Source organism: Bacillus yunxiaonensis (assembly GCF_037104695.1).
GTDB classification, from domain to species: Bacteria; Bacillota; Bacilli; order Bacillales; family Bacillaceae_G; genus Bacillus_A; species Bacillus_A yunxiaonensis.
Map to the genome: position 1 here is coordinate 196874 of NZ_JBAWSV010000002.1, position 18196 is coordinate 215069.

The following is an 18196-nucleotide window of genomic DNA, read 5'->3' on the forward strand; positions in this document are numbered from 1 at the left end:
CCTTTCTTTATAACCGGAAGAATTAAGAAATCATTGTTGTTACCAAAAAAGCTATCCATTATTGGATAGCCTCTGCTGCTTGTTTAAAACGATGCGCTTGCGAGAGCAACTCTCTTGCATGCTCTGTTGTTAAATCAGTAATTTCCACACCAGAGATCATACGAGCAATTTCTGTTACTTTTTCGTCCTGATTCAGTACAGTAACAGATGTAACTGTTCGCTCATTGACAATTTGTTTACGAATAAACAAATGAGAATCTGCCATAGACGCAACTTGCGGTAAATGCGTAATACATAGCACTTGTGAATTGACAGAAACACGATAAATCTTTTCAGCAATTGCCTGCGCAACACGCCCACTTACCCCGGTGTCTACCTCATCAAAAATGACAGAAGCAACACCTTGATGTTTAGAGAAAATACTCTTTAACGCTAATATAATACGGGATAATTCTCCTCCTGAAGCTACTTTAGAAAGCGGCTTTAGCGGTTCTCCTGGATTTGTAGAAATATAAAATTCCACACGGTCATACCCATCTTGGGTCATTTTTACAGGAGCTCCTTCGACAAGAGGATCGTCAATTGTCCCTTCTTTTTTCTTTATCATTACTTCGAATTTTGTTTTTTCCATGTACAGCTCTTTTAACTCTTGATGAATTGCCGTTGTTAATCGGTTCGCAAGATTGTGGCGCATATCACTTAAGGATTTCGCTTCTTTTAATATAAGCTGTTCTACTTCTTTTAATTTCTTTCTTGTCGTTTCAATGTGTACATCTTTATTTTCAATGGTAAATATTTCTTGTTCAATCTCATCTGCATACGCTAAAATCTCTTCTACAGTATTTCCATATTTACGTTTTAACATACGAATTTCATTTAAACGTGTTTCAATTTCATCTAAACGATTAGGATCATACTCCATCATATCTAACTTTTCACGTAGCTGATAAGCGACCTCTTCCAATAAATAATAACTATTTGCAATTGCATCATAGTTTTCTTGATATGCTATATCCAAATCCGTAATGCTCTCCATTTGATTCATTGCATTTCGAACATGATCTAAACCAGAACGGTCTTCAGTTAAAGAACGATACGAATCACCCAGCGCCTTATAAATCTTTTCGAAGTTCGAAATCTTCAATCGTTCTTCTAATAAGTTTTGTTCTTCATCTATTTTCAAGTCTGCATTCCGAATCTCTTCATGTTGAAATTGAATCAAATCTAAACGATGCGCCATTTGTTGCTCGTTCTCTGTTAAAGAGAGCAATTGTTTTTTTAATTGCTCGTATTCTCTATAAACATTTTGATACTTTTCTAACTGAACTAAGATATGGTCCCCATCAAAATGATCAAGCATAAATAAATGACGGTCTTCATTCATCAAATCTTGCGTTTCATGTTGCCCATGAATATCAACAAGCGTTTTCCCAATTTCCTTTAATACACTTAATGTAACCAACTTTCCGTTTACGCGGCATACACTTTTCCCGTTCACAGAAATATCTCGTTTTAAAATCATCATGCCATCTTCAATTTCAATATCAAGTTCTTCTGCTTTCATAACGCAAGGATGATTTTCATCCTCAATATAAAATAACCCTTCAATTTCAGCTTTCTCTGTCCCATAGCGAACAAATTCCGCAGAACCCCGTCCTCCAACAAGAAGACTAATCGCATCAATAATAATGGATTTCCCTGCACCCGTTTCACCACTTAAAACAGTCAGCCCTTTTTGAAAAGAAATATTTAATGATTCAATAATAGCAAAGTTTCTAATCGATAATTCTGATAACAATGCCTCATTCACCTCGTTATCTAATTCACACTCCGCACTGGAGGCTTAAACTATTCTCACATACATTCTTCTGTTGATTCTCTTCTTGATGAAGAATATGTCATGTAACCTGCTTCATTGTACCAAACATTCGTTTTTATGGTCAATGTAACAATAATGATATTTTGATATGGAGATGTATATTTTCACGTGCTATTTTGGATTTTTATCCCGCTATTCGCGGGCAATAAGCCTCCCCCACTGATGGAAATTTCACTTTATATTTCTTCATAACAAAAATATCTTGCTTACTTTTCACTCTTCTGAGCAATAAAGCAAACAAGATTCTTTTTGTTACAGCATATTTAAAAAACGATTCGATACAACTCCTGTATCTTCAGATGTACGGCAAATAATTAAACACGTATCATCACCGCAAATTGTGCCAATAATTTCATCCCATTCTAAATGATCAATAAGCGCACCAAGAGCATGTGCGTTACCTGGCAATGTCTTTAACACAAGCATATGACCAGCTGAGTCTAATTTAACAAACGAATCGATAAGATTGCGTTTTAATTTTTGAAGCGGATTAAATCGTTGATCGGCTGGTAAACTATATTTATACCTTCCGTCATGAAGTGGTACCTTTACTAAATGTAATTCCTTAATGTCTCGTGATACTGTCGCTTGCGTTACATTAAAACCTTCATTACGCAAAATATCTACTAGTTCATCTTGTGTTTCAATTTCTTTACTCGCAATAATTTCTCGGATCTTAATATGGCGCTGCCCTTTATTCATCTTTTTGCACCTCGCACTATCTCTTACCTTAGTTTAACATTGGTATACTTCTCTTATTTATGTTAACGTATAACCGGTTACTTGTACACAATTGTTTTTACAATTGTGTTTACAACTCTAACTTTCTATATGATAAAAAAAGGAACAACAATTGTTATTCCTCTTTCCCTTTTTTCTTCAGGGCTTCGTGAGCTTCTGTTACAACTTCCTCTACTCGAATAGGAGAATGATTTTCCCCTTGCGCACGATCACCATGCCATTTTAAATGAATTAAAAATTCAATATTCCCATCTCCGCCTGTAATTGGGGAGAACGTTAAATTTTGAACATCATAACCCTCATTTAATGCAAAATCGACAATCATTTCTATAACCGCTTCATGCACTTTACGGTCGCGAACAATTCCCTTTTTCCCCACTTGCTCTCGCCCAGCTTCAAATTGCGGCTTAATAAGCGCTGCAACGTCACCACCAGGAGTTAACATTGTTTTCAATACAGGTAAAATTAATTTTAAAGATATAAATGATACATCAATACTCGCAAATTGCGGTAACCCTTGCTGCAGATCAGCAGGTGTTACATAACGGAAATTCGTCCGTTCCATTACCACAACGCGCTCGTCCTGACGCATTTTCCATGCAAGCTGATTATAACCTACATCTAACGCATATGATAATTTCGCTCCGTTTTGCAAAGCACAATCGGTAAATCCACCAGTTGAAGAACCAATATCTAACATAATTTTGTCTTGCAAATCTATTCGAAACGTCTCTAATGCCTTCTCTAGTTTGTATCCACCACGGCTTACATACCGCATCACTTGGCCTTTTACTGTAAGCTCTATATCTTGCGGTATTTTTTCACCAGGTTTATCTAAACGCATTTCATTAGCATATACAAGACCAGCCATAACAGCCCGCTTTGCTTTTTCTCTTGTTTCTATAAGTCCGCGTTCTACTAATAGTACATCTACTCTTTCTTTTTTTCCGCTCATTTGTTACGCCCTTTTTTGTTTTAATGGAATCATTGTACAAATGCGTTCAACAACTGCATCTGTTGTTAAGCCAATTTCTTCAAGAAGTTTAGGTACACTGCCATGTTCAATGAAATGATCCGGAATACCCATACACTCAATTAATGCATTATGGTACCCCTGCTCACTAGCAAATTCTAACACGCCAGAACCAAATCCTCCCATTAAACACGCCTCTTCAATTGTTAAAATCGGCATATTCTTTCCTAGCAGCTCATGTAAATACGCTTCATCCATAGGCTTAATAAAGCGAGCATTTACAACCTTTACAGAAATACCTTTCTTCTCGAGGCATTCTGCTGCCTCCATTGCCATCGGAATTGTCGTACCAAATGTTAAAATGGCTGCTTGTGAACCTTCACGAAGCGTTTCCCATGTACCGATTGGAATTTCTTTAAACTCCTCATCCATAGGTACACCAAGCCCATTTCCACGTGGATAACGAAGTGCAATTGGTCCATTTTTATAATTAATAGCCGTATACACCATGTGTTGGCCTTCATTTTCATCTTTTGGCATCATGAGAACGATATTCGGAAGATGGCGTAAAAATGCAATATCAAATATACCTTGATGCGTTTCTCCATCAGCTCCTACCAACCCTGCTCGATCAATTCCAAAAAAGACATTTAAATTTTGACGACACACATCGTGAACAACTTGATCGTAAGCACGTTGTAAAAACGTAGAATAAATCGCTAAAAACGGCTTCATATCTTGCGTCGCTAAACCAGCCGCCATCGTTACCGCATGCTGCTCAGCAATCCCTACATCAAACATGCGATTAGGAAACTCTTTCGCAAATTTTTCAAGCTTTGACCCAACCGGCATCGCTGGTGTCACAGCAACAATACGCGGATCATTCTTCGCTAATTTACGAACAGCCTCACTAATAACAGAACTCCATGCCGGGGCAGCTTCTTTCGGTTTTACGAAATCACCAGACTCAATTTTGTACGGTCCTGTGCCATGCCAAGTTCCCACTACATCACTTTCAGCTGGCTTATAGCCTTTTCCTTTTTTCGTAATGACGTGGACAATAACAGGGCCTTTTGTTTTCTTTGCATATTGAAGATTTTCAAATAAACTTTCATAATCGTGACCATCAACAGGTCCTAAATATGTAAAGCCTAACTCTTCAAAAAACACACCAGACACAAGTAAATATTTCAAACTGTCTTTTACTTTTTCTGCTGTTGCTGCTACTTTACCACCTACTGCTGGGATTTTCTTCAATAAGTATTCTAATTCATCTTTTACCCATTGATATTTCCCTGCTGTACGTAAACGTCCAAGTACGTTATGCAATGCACCAACGTTCGGGGCAATCGACATTTCATTATCATTTAAGATAACCGTCATATCTGTTTGCTCATGTCCAATATGATTTAGCGCTTCCAGTGCCATTCCACCTGTTAGCGCACCATCACCAATAATTGGAACAATATACTCTTTCGTTTTCTTTAAATCACGCGCAAGCGCCATTCCCATTGCGGCAGATAATGAAGTAGAACTATGCCCAGTTTCCCATACATCGTGCTCACTTTCACAACGCTTTGGAAAACCGCATAATCCTTTATATTGTCTTAATGTACCAAACTCCTTTGCACGCCCTGTTAAAATTTTATGTACATAGGATTGATGTCCTACATCCCATAAGAATTTATCCCTTGGACTATTAAATACTTTATGCAAAGCAATTGTGAGTTCTACTACACCTAGGTTTGGGGCAATATGTCCACCAGTTTGAGAAAGCTCTTCAATTAAAAACTTTCGAATATCTTCGCTTAACGCCTCTAATTCACTTATAGACATATCCTTCAAAAAACTAGGATTTTGAATTTGCGTCAGATCCACAAGGATCACTCACTTTCGTTTCATAATCTGTCATCATGTCAACTATTATACAAAATACCTATAAAACATAGTTGTACTTAATTGTATTAAAAAAATCAAGCATATTCTTTAATTTTATACGATGAAAAAAGAGCCGCTAACACAAAGTGATAACGGCAATGTAATCTACATATATTTTTGCCAATAACAAGAAAAGAAAAACCTTTGTCTACATTTATACCATAAAATCCTGAATGGCTCAACAAACGAAAACGTTCTTAATACTAGTGATTACGCTTTGCAATTAAATCACAAATTGCTAACAAATATTCATCTTGTAATTGTAAAGAAGAAATTGCTTCTTTTGCTTTTGCAATTGTCTCTTCTAAAATTTGCTTCGCTTCTTCTACTGTAAACAACGTTGTATATGTACTTTTTTCATTTGTCATATCGCTTCCGACTGGCTTCCCAATTTCTTCTTCTGTTCCTTCTACATCTAGAATATCATCACGAATTTGAAAAGCAAGTCCAACATATTTCGCAAATGTAAGTAGTTTTTCTTGTTGCTCAGTTGTAGCCCCTGATAATAGTGCACCGGCTAATACTGCAAATTCTAATAAACGGCCAGTTTTATGCTTATGAATATATTCTAACTCATGAAGCGTTAACTGTTTTCCTTCCGCTTCCATATCTGCAACTTGTCCTCCAACCATTCCTTCTGGTCCTGCTGCCTTTGCAAGTTCTAACGCAATGCGTAGCTTAATTTCAGGAGTAACGTCTGTATGCTCTTGCTCTGTTACAACTTGGAATGCATATGTTAACAATCCATCACCGGCTAATACAGCCATTGCTTCACCAAATACTTTATGATTTGTCGGTTTCCCGCGGCGTAAATCATCGTCATCCATACAAGGCAAATCATCATGAATTAAAGAGTATGTATGAATCATTTCTAGTGCACAGGCTGTACCTATCCCTAAATCTCTATCTTTCCCAAACGCTTGAAGCGTCGCAAATAAAAGTAACGGCCGGAGACGCTTTCCGCCCGCTGCTAATGAGTATGCCATCGCCTCGCGAAGCACATTCGGACATTGCAGTGTATTTGCATAACGCACAAGCTGTTCTTCAACAAATGCTTTGCTCTCTTTCATAAAAGCATCAAAAGCTACATACGCCATTATGCTTCATCTCCTAGGGCAGTAAAAGGACGAAGTTCACCGTCTTCACCAAGTATAACTGCCATTTGGTCTTGTACATCTTTTAATTTTCCATCGCAAAGCTTAGAAAGTTCCATACCTTCTTTAAAATATGAAATTGCTTCTTCAAGCGGAACATCGCCTTGTTCAAGCTTAGAAACAATTTGCTCAAGCTTTGCAATCGCTTCTTCAAAGCTCACTTTATTTTCCATCGCCTAGTTCACGCTCCTCTATTCCCCATACATTACATTCTAACACACCATCTTGAAGCTGTACTGCAACCGTATCTCCAAGATCAATTTCCTTCACGCTTTTTAACACCTGTTTTTTATTGTTATACACAAGACCGTAGCCTCGCATCATCACTTTAAGAGGACTTAAGGTTTCTAACTTCTCTACTGCTCTCGTAAATGCAAATTCTTTCGCTTGTAAAAGAGTTTGCATTTCGCGTTGCAGTTGTTTTTGCAATGCATCCACCGTAAGCTTTGTTTGTTCAATTTTTTGCGAAGGATGATGCTTCCCTAAATAAAAAGACAGCTGCTGAAGCTGATTCGCCTTCTTCTCTATGTAACGTTCTTTCGTTTGCATCAGCTTATCAATTGTACGATCCAATTGTTCTTCCTTTTGCTCATACAGTTGTTTTGGATATCGAAACGCATATGATTTTTGTAATGCTTGCAGATGTTCCTGCTTATATTTCATCATCTCACGCATCGCACGCGTTAACCGAAGTGTACGCTGCATCACTTTTTCTTCTAATTCAAGAATGTGAGGAGCTGCCAATTCAGCTGCTGCTGTTGGCGTTGGCGCTCTTAAATCCGCAACAAAATCAGCAATTGTAAAATCTGTTTCATGACCAACTGCAGAAATAATCGGAACTTTACTCGCAAAGATTGCTCGGGCCACTGTTTCTTCATTAAACGCCCATAGTTCTTCAATTGAACCTCCGCCGCGCCCAACAATTAATACATCCATATCGTTCATTTCATTTGCTTTTTCAATAGCCTGTACAATCGAGGGAGCTGCGAACTCCCCTTGTACAAGAACTGGAAATACAATTACATTTCCAATAGGATAACGGCGTGTAATCGTCGTTATAATATCCCGAATGGCCGCACCCGTTGGTGACGTAATAACACCGATTGTTGTTGGATAAGCAGGAATTGGTTGTTTATATACTTGTGAAAACAGCCCTTCCTCCTCTAAACGAGCCTTTAACTGTTCATATGCTAAATGAAGATTCCCTACTCCATCCGGCTGCATATCATGAACATAAATTTGGTATGAACCACTTGCTTCATAAACAGAGATCTTCCCTTTTACAAGCACTGTCATCCCGTCTTCTGGTCTAAATTTCATATTACGATTGTGACTTGCAAACATGACCGCAGCAATTCTTGCATTTTCATCTTTTAATGTGAAATACATATGACCGCGGCTATGATATTTAAAATTTGAAATTTCTCCTTTTAACCAAACAGACTGTAGATGAGGATCATACTCTATTTTTGTTTTCATATAACGAGTTAATGCTGTAACGGTTAAATATTGCTTATCCATCTTTCTCTCCTCATAGCCGCTTTGTAATTACTTACAAACAACACCTGCGCGCTCTGCAGATAGTACTGTATTTTCTAGTAGCATTGTAATCGTCATTGGACCTACACCTTTTGGTACTGGGGTAATATAGCCTGCAACGTTTAATACATCATCAAAGTCAACATCACCGCAAAGTTTTCCTGTTTCTAAACGGTTTACTCCGACATCGATTACAACTGCGCCTTCTTTTACATAGTCAGCTGTTACCATTTTTGCTCTGCCAACTGCAACAATTAAAATATCAGCTAGCTTTGTTAATTCTTTTATATTCGCTGTTTTTGAATGACAATAAGTAACTGTCGCATTTTCATTTAAAAACAGTTGTCCTACTGGTTTTCCAACAATATTGCTTCGTCCAATAACAACAACGTGTTTTCCTGTAATATCAAGGTTCGTTTCTTTTACTAATTCTAAAATACCGTGCGGTGTACATGGAAGGAATGTATCTTGTCCTGTCATCATACGGCCGATACTAATTGGGTGGAAACCATCCACATCTTTCTCAGGAGAAATTTTTTCAATGATAGCCTTCTCTTCAATGTGATTTGGCAAAGGTAATTGCACTAAAATACCGTGAATACGATCATCGTTATTTAAACGATCGATTTCTGCTAATAAACGATCTTGTGTAATTGTATCAGGAAATGTAATTAGTTCAGAATAAATACCAACTTGTTCGCACCCTTTTTCTTTCCCCTTTACATACGAATGAGAAGCTGGATCATCCCCAACTAAAATAACAGCTAATCCTGGTACAATTCCTTGTTCTTTTAGTTCTGCAACTTTCTCTTTTAACTGTGCTCGCTTTTTCTCTGCAACTTCATTTCCTTTGATGATTACTGCTACCATGTTAAAATTCCCCCTTAAAAAATTACAAAGCTATTTTTCTTCTACCCCGCTCTAACGAGCAGTAGAGCCCCCATCTTAAAGGTTTGAAAATTCAAAGAAGATAGGTGAGGGTTAACTGCTCATAAAAGCTTAATTAGTCTTACTAATCATCTGTGGGGGGATGAAACTCCCCGCAGATAAAAGTTTCACTGTATCCCGTTACTTTTGGGCAGTATGATCCCCACCTTAAGATTAAAAAGAAACGACAAAGATAGGTGGGGAATAACTGCTGGCATGCGCCCGATTGGTGAGAACTTTCCATCTGTGGGGGAAAATCCCCTCACAGATGGAAGTTTCACTTTATACTAGATAAAACGCCGTTAATAAAACGACGAGATTCCTCGTCTCCATATGCTTTTGCAATTTCGATTGCCTCGTTAATAGATACGCTGTGCGGAATATCTTCCATATATTTCATTTCATACACAGCAAGTCGTAAAATACTACGATCAACAATGCTAATGCGCTCTAATTTCCACTTTTTTAAATTTTGACGAATAAGCTCATCAATTACTTCTCTATGCTCTACACACCCGAAGACAAGTGTTTCTAAAAATTCATTTGTACTTTCGCCTTCTTCAAGTGCATTTTCTACTGCAGCTTTCGGATTATATTCTCCGGTAATATCCATTTGATAGAGTGCTTGCATTGCTCTTTCTCTAGCCGTCCTACGTTTCATTATAACTCTCCTTTATACTTCAAGTCTTTCTTATGTTTTGTTATATTATTATAATTTATAAGCCGTCGAATTACTTACTCTTTATAAATTCCGCTGAGTTTTCAACCTTATAATACAATGATAATACCACAATTTATCGTTTCATACACGAGTTCCCTAACGGAAAAATAATAAAAAGATTAACTTCAAGTTCCATATCATACCACAATGTACGTTTTTTTCAAAAACACGTATTTACCCTTAAGTATTTTTTCATTTTTCCGAATAATATTATGTTTCTGAAATTCAGGCAAAAGTATACAAAACGATAAAAAAGGTGCCTGTATAACGAGGCACCTTTTTAGTATTACACTGGCTCAATTTCTGTCTTTGGTGTTTCAAATGTTACACCAACGATATGCACGTTTATTTCTTTCGGTTCAAGGCCTGTCATTGTAAGAAGCGCTTGACGAATATTATCTTGAATGTTTTGTGCAACAACTGGAATTGCTACACCAAAGTACATTAATACATAAACATCAACGATAATGTCATCGTTTGCTAACTCTACTTTTACGCCCTTTCCGTGATTTTTCTTTCCTAACTTCTCAACAACATCTGTTGCAAAATTACCACGCATTGCTGCTACACCTTCTACTTCAGAAGCAGCAATACCTGCAATTACTTCAATTACTTCCGGTGCGATTTCTACTTTACCAAGGCTTGTGTCTTGCCCCATGTCTAACATATGATCAGCCATGAAAAAACCTCCTTTAAATGTATCAGTGCGCCGTTAAATCATGCTGTTCTAGAAACTTAGTGTTAAATTCACCTTGTACAAACTCAGGATGGTCAAGAAGTTGTAAATGAAACGGAATCGTCGTATGTACACCTTCAATGACGAATTCACTTAACGCTCGCTTCATTTTTGCAATTGCTTCTTCACGTGTTTTTCCGTAAACAATAAGCTTTGCAACCATCGAATCGTAATAAGGCGGAATCGTATATCCAGGATATACAGCTGAATCGACGCGAATACCAAATCCTCCTGGTGGTAAATACATTTCTACCTTTCCTGGAGATGGCATAAAGTTTTTGGCAGGGTTTTCCGCATTAATTCGGCACTCAATTGCCCAACCGTTAAATTGTACATCTTCTTGCTGCAGCGATAACTGCTCTCCTGAAGCAACACGAATTTGCTCTTTAATAAGATCTACACCTGTCACCATTTCAGTTACAGGATGTTCGACTTGAATTCGCGTATTCATTTCCATAAAGTAGAAACTTTTCGTTTTATATTCGTAAATAAATTCAACTGTGCCAGCACCTGTATAATCTACCGCTGCCGCTGCTTTTACTGCTGCTTCTCCCATTTGTTGACGAATAGTAGCATCTAAAGCTGGAGAAGGTGACTCTTCTAGCAGCTTTTGCAAACGACGCTGAATTGTACAATCACGCTCTCCTAAATGAATGACATTACCATAGTTATCTGCCATCACTTGAATTTCCACATGACGGAAATCTTCAATGTATTTTTCTAAATATACACCAGGGTTTCCAAAAGCGGTACTTGCCTCTTGCTGCGTAATTTGAATTCCTTTCGCAAGCTCTTCTTCAGTGCGCGCAACGCGAATACCTTTACCGCCGCCGCCCGCTGTTGCTTTAATAATAACAGGATATCCAATCTCCTCTGCGAGTGCTACAGCTTCTTCGATATTTTTAATGATTCCTTGTGAACCCGGTACAATCGGAACCCCTGCTTCTTTCATTGTATCACGTGCAACGTCTTTTGTGCCCATTTTTGAAATAGCTTCTGGACTTGGACCAATAAAAATTAAATTACATTCACGACAAAGCTCTGCAAAATCAGCATTTTCTGCTAAAAATCCATATCCAGGGTGAATTGCATCACAACCTGTTAATTTCGCAACACTAATGATGTTCGTTAAGTTTAAATAACTCTCCTTTGATACGGTTGGACCAACGCAGTATGCTTCATCGGCTACTTGTACATGAAGCGCTTCTTTATCTGCCTCAGAATAAATCGCAACTGTTTCAATGTTCATTTCTTTACAAGCACGAATAATTCGTACAGCAATTTCCCCGCGGTTCGCAATTAATACTTTTTTAATCATTATTCAAGACTCCCTTATTATGCTTTTACAAGAAATAGCGGTTGTCCATATTCAACAAGCTGACCGTTATTCACAAGGATTTCAACGATTTCTCCATTTACTTCTGATTCAATTTCATTAAAGAGTTTCATTGCTTCTACAATACAAACAATTTTCCCTTCTGATACGCGATCTCCTACATTTACATATGCAGGTGCATCTGGTGATGGAGATCCATAGAACGTTCCGACCATTGGAGAAGTAATCTTTTGCAAGTTCTCATCTTGTACTGCTGGTTTCTCTTCTTGTTTTGGCGTTTCACCTTGAGCTGGTGCAGCAACTACTTCTGTTGCGATAGCTTGTACAGGTTTCTGTGCTGCAAGAGCAGGTTGCACAGCAATTACTTCATTGCCACGCTTTTTCATCTTAATTGTAGTACCATCTTTTTTGTATTCAAATTCATCAATATTAGAATCATCAATCAATTTAATTAATTCACGAACTTCTTGAATTTTAAACATATAAAATCCACTCCTATATACTTGTTTGTCCTGCTGCAATAGCTTGGTTGCTTCTACAAGCCATCATTCATAAACGCCATTGATGGAAGTTTCACTAAATCTTGCTATAACAGACAATAATAAATTACTTCGCGTACTTTCAATAAAAAACTACTATGAAGTTTCACACTATATATTCATCTTACGATAAATATTTTTAACATTCCAACTTATTTTTCTTTATGATAAATAAAAACTCCTGTGAAAATAACAGTATTTTATATTTTATCACCTAGTAATAATACCAAGCTTCACTCAAAATTGGCAAGACCACTTCTGAAAAAACAGCGACATCTACCTTATTATGTAAGTTTGTATATTTTTTACCAAACATTAAAAGTTTATTTACCTTTACTTCATATCCCCTTCACATAAAAGGAGTATCGTCAAAGTAGAATCCTATACAGTGAGGTGCGGAAACGTGAACATTTGGCTTATTCTCTTTCTACCAACTGTTATTATTTGGGGTATAGCTCTTGCTATTCAAATGAAATGCGGACAAAGTAATCGCCTTCATCAAGAACCGATGATTTTTTGCTCACAACGAATTTCGCCTATAAAAGTAAAAGAGGCTGAATTACGATTACTAGACTAACTTCTAATAGACAAAAAAAGCTATCGAAAAATCGATAGCTTTTTACTTTGCTATTTCAAACCGAACGTCTGCCATTAAGCCCGTTTCACTTTTTACAAGCTGCATAATTTTATTTGCTTCTTTCGCAGAAAGCTTCGCTGCTTTCACTGTCACTTTAATGTCATTTCCATCTGCACGTACAAGTGCATCTTTATAGCCACCTTCTGTTTTAATCAATGTTTCTAATAACGTTTCTTTTGCTGATAAATCACTTAATGCATTAAATTCATCTTTTGCTTTACTTCTCTCTTCAGCAGAAGCGTTTGTTGAGTTCATTACATCTTGCAATTTTTCTTTCACTTCACTGCGCTGATCTTCCATTTGCAAACGTAGTGCTGTGAAACTATCATCACTAGCAGACTGACTAGATACATTACCTTCTTTTTTACTTGTTTCTTTTTTACTTGTTTCCTTTTGAGTTCCTTGCTTCTCTTTCGTTACTTCTTCAAGAGATGTTGTAACAACCTTACTTTTATTATCTGGCGTCATTACATAGTATACCGAAAGAACAACAACTAAACTTAACATCGTTAATAACCAAACTGTTTGTTTTTTTAACACCTTATTTCCTCCCTAATTCTTTTTTGGCAAGACAGATACACGGTGGCTTGGGACATCAAGCATACGCGTAACAGCTTCTTTCACCATTTGTTTTACTTGTATGTTATCCACTCCTTTTGCAACAACAAGAACACCGCGAACTTTCGGCTTCTCTGTTCGAAGTACAATAGGAGTTTCTTTATCCCCTTGACGTATAATTACCGTTTTATCATCAGTAGACTCATCTTCAACTTTTCGTGTTCCACCCTCTTTATCTGTTTCATTTGTCGTTTGCGATCGCTTCACCGTATTTTTGTCGAGTATTTTTTCTTCAGATGAATCAAGATTGACTGTAATTGTCACGTCTTTAACACCTGTAATACTTTCTAATGCTTCTTTTAATTGTTGCTCATATTCTTTTTCATATTTATCAATGATAGATTTATTGTCGCTGTCCTTTTGTCCAAACGTCGGTACATCTTTAGGCTGTTCTTGCCCTGTCTGCGATTTCAAAACAGGTACTTCTGGTTTTTTCGCTTGAAAAAGATTACTAGAAAACATAAGAAGCATACCGAGTATAAGCAAAACAATTAAAAACTTTGATGTTATTTTTTTCTCTTTCTCATCTTTTTCATTTCCTTTAAAAAAATTGCGAAGAAATTGAAATTTGTTATTCATTTGCTTTTTCTGCCCCCCCTTCCATCTGAACTTTAATTTTGTTCTCTTCTAATTGCCATTTGTTTGAGAAGAATTGTTTCATTTCAGCTGTGTTTTGTTCTGATGTCTTTCGAGGTTCTTTCGAATTAATTTCTACCTTTTGAATTGTTTCAATAGCTCCTTCTCGATTACGATCCTTTTTTTGAAGCGTTACGACGACAGACTGAATATCTTGCTGAGATTTCACTTCCTTTTTTTCTTCTGGTACTTGTATCTGCAAACTCATAACGGCCATGCCATATTGTTCTTCCAGTTCTTTCCCAACTTGTTTTTTCATTTGGACAGCCATCTGTTCTAAAATATATGCACGTTGTGAGGCTTGTATTTCTTTTTTCTTTGTATCAATTTTATTTTCTACTAATCCATTGGCCACATACTTGTCTTCACTAACGTTTGCAATTACATCTTGAATGTCTGTTTGCAATAATTTAAACAAGGGCGTTAAGATTAAAACAACTAGAAGCAAACTAACAACAAATTTGACATACTTTTGTAATTTTGAATTAGGAAGTAACATATGAAGCATCGTCGCTAATAGTAGAAACACAATAATATTCCGAATCCACTCTACTACAAATTGCAACCTGATCACCCCCTAACGCATCATTAACGTAATATTTCCAGCTGCGATAATAATAGTGATACTTAAAAAAAACATAAACGATACAATAGCCAAACAAGCAAACACGTATATAATGCTTCTACCGATAATATCTAGGCATTGGATAATCGCCCCTCCACCAACAGGTTGCAACACTGCTGCTGCAAACTTATAGATAAAAGCAATGCAAAAAATTTGAATCGCAGGAAAAGCAACGATAAGTAATAAAATAACAATCCCAACAATTCCAATTGTATTTTTTAATAATGCAGATGCACTGAGCACTGTATCTGCCGCTTCGGTAAACATTCGCCCCACAACTGGAATAAAGTTTCCCGTTACAAATTTTGCTGTTTTAACAGCAATCCCATCCGCTACTGCTGTTGCCGTTCCTTGTACAGATAGCACACCAAGAAAGATTGTTAAGAAAATGCCAATGATGCTAACGCTAACATTTTGAAGCAGCTTGGACAATTTTGTGACTTTATATTGATCACTCATTGTACTTACAATACTTAAAATCGTTGCAAGCAGCAGGAGCGGTAAAACAATATAATTCATGAGCATCCCGCTCGTATTCATAAGAAAAACAATAATCGGATGAAAGAAGGAAACAGATACAACACCGCCTCCAGTAGCAATAAGTGCCAACAAAATAGGAAGAAGTGCTAAAATGAAATCTATCATTGTTTGAATGGTGTCTCTTGCATACGTCATTACAACGTAAAAACTATTTAAAGCAAAAACGATAAGCACCATATATACAACAGCATCTGCTATTTTTCCAACACTACTTTTTTCAAAAGCAGATTGAAGTGATTGAAGAAGCGCACTAAAAATAGTAAGCATAATAAGTGTCCCAAGTAACTTTCCATTAGCCACTAATTCATGAAATAAATATTTTAGTAATCCAATTATCCACTCTTTAATTGAAAAATTTTTTTCTCCTTTTACAAACTCCATAAAGCTTCCCTTTTGGCTTTCCGGCAAATATCCCCCGTACTTTGCAACAAGGTCATCCCAATATTTCTTTACATCTTCTATCCCAAGCTTTCCTAGCTGTTCATCCACAACATTTTGTTCTAAGGGAGAAGCTTGTACGATAATTGGCAAAGAAAAAAAGAGGAGAAAGGTAAACAAAAGCTTTATTCCAAACGATCGCACGTTTCACCCCTCCTTTATCCGGTTGGTAAAAAACCGAGAATTGTTTCAATTACAACCGTTAATATTGGAATCGCCATCACTAAAATTAAAATTTTTCCTGCTAATTCAATTTTTGAGGCAATCGCTCCTTGTCCTGCATCTTTCGTAATTTGTGCGCCAAATTCTGCAATATAAGCAATTCCAATAATTTTCAGCAGCGTTTCCACATACACATTGCTCACTTTCGCTTCATTTGCAATGCGCTCAATCATCGTTAAAATAGAGTGAATTTGATCGATTATTAGTAAAAACATCACACTACCGACAAATACAACAAACAATGAAGTTATACTCGATTTATGTTGATTCAATACTGCCGCCAAAAAAGTCGCCACAAGCCCAAGTCCTACAATTTGTAATATTTCGATTCGAATCGCCCCCCTTTACTGAAAGAGAAAGACGCTTTTAATCTTGTCAAACAAATTGTTAATTAAAAATGCAACTTGGAATAAAATAACGACAAAACCAACAAGAATAACCCAGTTGGCAATATCTTCTCGCTTTAGTTCTTTCAGCACAGTATGAATGAAAGCTAAAATAATACCAATGCCTGCAATTTGAAAGATTAATCCAACGTCGATCGACATCACCTTTCCCCCTTACAACAATAAAATAACAATAAGTAGTCCTGCTAATACACCTAAACTTTTCATCATCTTTTCGTACTGAATCTGCATTTCCTTTGCTTCCCCTTCTTCTCTTTCTAAATGCGTAATACATAAACGAATATGCTTTTGCTGTGATTCCCGGTCGTGTTGTCCTAACGTTTCTCCAAATTGCTGTAAAATTTCATATTCTGTTTGCTTCAGGGCTGTGAGTTTCCAATTTTCTTGTAAGCTATCCATCCATGCTTCCCGAACCGTTTGCTCTCCCCTTTCTAATCGTTCATGGAAGCTATGAAATAACCAGTTCAAAGGCTTTGGCATTTGTTTTTCAAGACGTGCAGCTGCCTCTGACAACGGGGTATGTCCATACATAATTTCCGCCTCAAGTGATTGCAGGGCTGCCTTTAACAACCGTAATTGGCGAGGGCGCTCACTATATTTCTTCGCATATGAAAAACCAAAAAATGTTGATACAGCAAGGATAAGTGCAGCACCCAAAAATTTAATCATACGGTCAGCACCTTCTCTCCGCGGCGAATTGGCTTTCCGCTGCCATCCTTCATATTCAAAATCGTTCCTGGTCCTTTTATTTTAGAAAGCTCAATAAAGCGTTCAAATACGCCCAATTCTATTATTTTCCTTAGCGAAGGTCGTTTCAGTATATCTTCATGCCCTTGTCCGTGCACACTAGTAAACAACTGAACACCAGCATGAACAGCTTCCATAATTGCTTCGCTATCTTCTGGTCGGCCGATTTCGTCAACAATTAATATATCGGGACTCATTGAGCGAATCATCATCATCATACCTTCTGCTTTTGGACATGCATCTAACACGTCCACTCTTGTTCCAAACTCATATTGCGGTACACCTTTCACGCACCCCGCAATTTCTGATCTTTCGTCTACGATACCAACTTTACAAGAAGGAATATGTTGCCTTGGAACCCCCGCACTCATACAACGCGCTACATCACGTAATAATGTTGTTTTGCCTGTTTGCGGCGGACCGATAATCATTGTATTCAGCCAATGCTTCTCATATAAATATGGTATAAGCGGCTCAGCAATTCCCTTTTTTTGCCGAGCAATTCGAATATTAAATGACGCCACATCCCGGATCATTTTCACTGCACTCTTTTCCATAATTACTTTGCCCGCTAAACCAACGCGATGTCCTCCGCGCAATGTAACATACCCTCGCTTTAATTCTTCTTCCATCGTATAAAGTGAATATTGACTCAGCTTATTCAGCAAATACGCTGCGTCTTCTACCGTCACAATATAGTTATAAAAATGCGCTTCACCGCGCGCAATGCATTCAAGCGGTCGACCAATCCGAATCCGTATTTCTTCCAATCCGTCATATTCTTTATAGTCTTGTATAAAACGTTCGATTTGCTTTGGCAACATCTCTAATACTTCTTTCATA

General features: G+C 37.2%; 21 protein-coding genes. 1 reads left to right on the forward strand and 20 read right to left on the reverse strand.

Features of this window, described 5'->3' with window-relative positions; genetic code table 11:
• Positions 1 to 58 precede the first annotated feature (58 nt).
• The 12 genes from recN to accB all read right to left on the reverse strand — a co-directional run bounded on the left by recN (position 59) and on the right by accB (position 12426).
• A complete protein-coding gene (recN, locus tag WAX78_RS07045) occupies positions 59 to 1798 on the reverse strand; it encodes a DNA repair protein RecN (RefSeq protein ID WP_336481588.1) in 1740 nt (579 codons plus the stop codon).
• A gap of 333 nt (positions 1799 to 2131) precedes the next feature.
• A complete protein-coding gene (gene argR, locus WAX78_RS07050; RefSeq protein ID WP_336481589.1) occupies positions 2132 to 2581 on the reverse strand; it encodes an arginine repressor ArgR in 450 nt (149 codons plus the stop codon).
• Between the two features lie 154 nt (positions 2582 to 2735).
• Positions 2736 to 3575, reverse strand: a complete 840-nt coding sequence (locus tag WAX78_RS07055; RefSeq protein WP_336481590.1) for a TlyA family RNA methyltransferase — start codon at positions 3573 to 3575, stop codon at positions 2736 to 2738.
• Between the two features lie 3 nt (positions 3576 to 3578).
• On the reverse strand, positions 3579 to 5471 hold the full coding sequence (gene dxs / locus WAX78_RS07060; protein WP_336481591.1) for a 1-deoxy-D-xylulose-5-phosphate synthase: 1893 nt from the start codon (positions 5469 to 5471) through the stop codon (positions 3579 to 3581).
• A gap of 263 nt (positions 5472 to 5734) precedes the next feature.
• A complete protein-coding gene (locus tag WAX78_RS07065) occupies positions 5735 to 6628 on the reverse strand; it encodes a polyprenyl synthetase family protein (protein ID WP_336481592.1) in 894 nt (297 codons plus the stop codon).
• Entirely contained in the window at positions 6628 to 6858 is a 231-nt protein-coding gene (locus WAX78_RS07070) for an exodeoxyribonuclease VII small subunit (protein ID WP_336481593.1), read from the reverse strand. Before WAX78_RS07070 ends, WAX78_RS07065 begins: the two co-directional genes overlap by 1 nt.
• Positions 6848 to 8206 (reverse strand): exodeoxyribonuclease VII large subunit, encoded by a 1359-nt coding sequence (gene xseA / locus WAX78_RS07075; protein WP_336481594.1) that lies wholly within the window; start codon positions 8204 to 8206, stop codon positions 6848 to 6850. Before xseA ends, WAX78_RS07070 begins: the two co-directional genes overlap by 11 nt.
• A 27-nt stretch (positions 8207 to 8233) precedes the next feature.
• Positions 8234 to 9094, reverse strand: a complete 861-nt coding sequence (folD, locus tag WAX78_RS07080; protein WP_154712123.1) for a bifunctional methylenetetrahydrofolate dehydrogenase/methenyltetrahydrofolate cyclohydrolase FolD — start codon at positions 9092 to 9094, stop codon at positions 8234 to 8236.
• Positions 9095 to 9428: 334 nt separating this feature from the next.
• A complete protein-coding gene (gene nusB, locus WAX78_RS07085) occupies positions 9429 to 9812 on the reverse strand; it encodes a transcription antitermination factor NusB (RefSeq protein WP_336481596.1) in 384 nt (127 codons plus the stop codon).
• Between the two features lie 346 nt (positions 9813 to 10158).
• Positions 10159 to 10551 (reverse strand): Asp23/Gls24 family envelope stress response protein, encoded by a 393-nt coding sequence (locus WAX78_RS07090; RefSeq protein ID WP_336481597.1) that lies wholly within the window; start codon positions 10549 to 10551, stop codon positions 10159 to 10161.
• A gap of 22 nt (positions 10552 to 10573) precedes the next feature.
• A complete protein-coding gene (gene accC / locus WAX78_RS07095; RefSeq protein WP_336481599.1) occupies positions 10574 to 11926 on the reverse strand; it encodes an acetyl-CoA carboxylase biotin carboxylase subunit in 1353 nt (450 codons plus the stop codon).
• A gap of 17 nt (positions 11927 to 11943) precedes the next feature.
• Positions 11944 to 12426: an acetyl-CoA carboxylase biotin carboxyl carrier protein gene (gene accB / locus WAX78_RS07100; protein ID WP_336481600.1), complete on the reverse strand. Its 483-nt coding sequence runs from the start codon at positions 12424 to 12426 to the stop codon at positions 11944 to 11946.
• Positions 12427 to 12886: 460 nt separating this feature from the next.
• On the opposite strand from accB, the gene WAX78_RS07105 reads away from it, so the two are divergent.
• On the forward strand, positions 12887 to 13060 hold the full coding sequence (locus tag WAX78_RS07105; protein WP_336481601.1) for a DNA recombination protein RecO: 174 nt from the start codon (positions 12887 to 12889) through the stop codon (positions 13058 to 13060).
• A 42-nt stretch (positions 13061 to 13102) separates the two neighbouring features.
• On the opposite strand, the gene WAX78_RS07110 is transcribed toward WAX78_RS07105, so the two are convergent.
• Genes WAX78_RS07110 through spoIIIAA form a run of 8 tightly spaced genes read right to left on the reverse strand, consistent with a single transcriptional unit; the run spans position 13103 to position 18195 of the window.
• A complete protein-coding gene (locus WAX78_RS07110; protein WP_336481602.1) occupies positions 13103 to 13660 on the reverse strand; it encodes a SpoIIIAH-like family protein in 558 nt (185 codons plus the stop codon).
• Between the two features lie 12 nt (positions 13661 to 13672).
• Positions 13673 to 14317 (reverse strand): stage III sporulation protein AG, encoded by a 645-nt coding sequence (gene spoIIIAG / locus WAX78_RS07115; RefSeq protein WP_336481603.1) that lies wholly within the window; start codon positions 14315 to 14317, stop codon positions 13673 to 13675.
• On the reverse strand, positions 14310 to 14939 hold the full coding sequence (gene spoIIIAF / locus WAX78_RS07120) for a stage III sporulation protein AF (RefSeq protein ID WP_336481604.1): 630 nt from the start codon (positions 14937 to 14939) through the stop codon (positions 14310 to 14312). Before spoIIIAF ends, spoIIIAG begins: the two co-directional genes overlap by 8 nt.
• 12 nt (positions 14940 to 14951) lie before the next feature.
• The gene (gene spoIIIAE, locus WAX78_RS07125; RefSeq protein WP_336481605.1) at positions 14952 to 16121 is read right to left on the reverse strand and encodes a stage III sporulation protein AE; all 1170 of its coding nucleotides are present in this window, start codon (positions 16119 to 16121) and stop codon (positions 14952 to 14954) included.
• A 14-nt stretch (positions 16122 to 16135) separates the two neighbouring features.
• The gene (gene spoIIIAD / locus WAX78_RS07130; protein WP_336482006.1) at positions 16136 to 16534 is read right to left on the reverse strand and encodes a stage III sporulation protein AD; all 399 of its coding nucleotides are present in this window, start codon (positions 16532 to 16534) and stop codon (positions 16136 to 16138) included.
• Positions 16535 to 16543: 9 nt separating this feature from the next.
• On the reverse strand, positions 16544 to 16747 hold the full coding sequence (spoIIIAC, locus tag WAX78_RS07135) for a stage III sporulation protein AC (RefSeq protein WP_020061584.1): 204 nt from the start codon (positions 16745 to 16747) through the stop codon (positions 16544 to 16546).
• Between the two features lie 12 nt (positions 16748 to 16759).
• Positions 16760 to 17275: a stage III sporulation protein SpoIIIAB gene (spoIIIAB, locus tag WAX78_RS07140; protein WP_336481606.1), complete on the reverse strand. Its 516-nt coding sequence runs from the start codon at positions 17273 to 17275 to the stop codon at positions 16760 to 16762.
• Positions 17272 to 18195, reverse strand: a complete 924-nt coding sequence (spoIIIAA, locus tag WAX78_RS07145) for a stage III sporulation protein AA (protein WP_336481607.1) — start codon at positions 18193 to 18195, stop codon at positions 17272 to 17274. Before spoIIIAA ends, spoIIIAB begins: the two co-directional genes overlap by 4 nt.
• Position 18196 lies beyond the last annotated feature (1 nt).

Excerpts from the sequence above, each read along its gene's own strand:
- spoIIIAB (WP_336481606.1), bottom strand. The coding sequence starts at position 17,275 with ATGATTAAATTTTTGGGTGCTGCACTTATCCTTGCTGTATCAACATTT.
- accC (WP_336481599.1), bottom strand. The coding sequence starts at position 11,926 with ATGATTAAAAAAGTATTAATTGCGAACCGCGGGGAAATTGCTGTACGA.
- spoIIIAA (WP_336481607.1), bottom strand. The coding sequence starts at position 18,195 with ATGAAAGAAGTATTAGAGATGTTGCCAAAGCAAATCGAACGTTTTATA.
- spoIIIAC (WP_020061584.1), bottom strand. The coding sequence starts at position 16,747 with ATGTCGATCGACGTTGGATTAATCTTTCAAATTGCAGGCATTGGTATT.
- WAX78_RS07065 (WP_336481592.1), bottom strand. The coding sequence starts at position 6,628 with ATGGCGTATGTAGCTTTTGATGCTTTTATGAAAGAGAGCAAAGCATTT.
- accB (WP_336481600.1), bottom strand. The coding sequence starts at position 12,426 with ATGTTTAAAATTCAAGAAGTTCGTGAATTAATTAAATTGATTGATGAT.
- WAX78_RS07070 (WP_336481593.1), bottom strand. The coding sequence starts at position 6,858 with ATGGAAAATAAAGTGAGCTTTGAAGAAGCGATTGCAAAGCTTGAGCAA.
- argR (WP_336481589.1), bottom strand. The coding sequence starts at position 2,581 with ATGAATAAAGGGCAGCGCCATATTAAGATCCGAGAAATTATTGCGAGT.
- WAX78_RS07090 (WP_336481597.1), bottom strand. The coding sequence starts at position 10,551 with ATGGCTGATCATATGTTAGACATGGGGCAAGACACAAGCCTTGGTAAA.
- nusB (WP_336481596.1), bottom strand. The coding sequence starts at position 9,812 with ATGAAACGTAGGACGGCTAGAGAAAGAGCAATGCAAGCACTCTATCAA.
- spoIIIAG (WP_336481603.1), bottom strand. The coding sequence starts at position 14,317 with ATGAATAACAAATTTCAATTTCTTCGCAATTTTTTTAAAGGAAATGAA.
- xseA (WP_336481594.1), bottom strand. The coding sequence starts at position 8,206 with ATGGATAAGCAATATTTAACCGTTACAGCATTAACTCGTTATATGAAA.
- WAX78_RS07055 (WP_336481590.1), bottom strand. The coding sequence starts at position 3,575 with ATGAGCGGAAAAAAAGAAAGAGTAGATGTACTATTAGTAGAACGCGGA.
- folD (WP_154712123.1), bottom strand. The coding sequence starts at position 9,094 with ATGGTAGCAGTAATCATCAAAGGAAATGAAGTTGCAGAGAAAAAGCGA.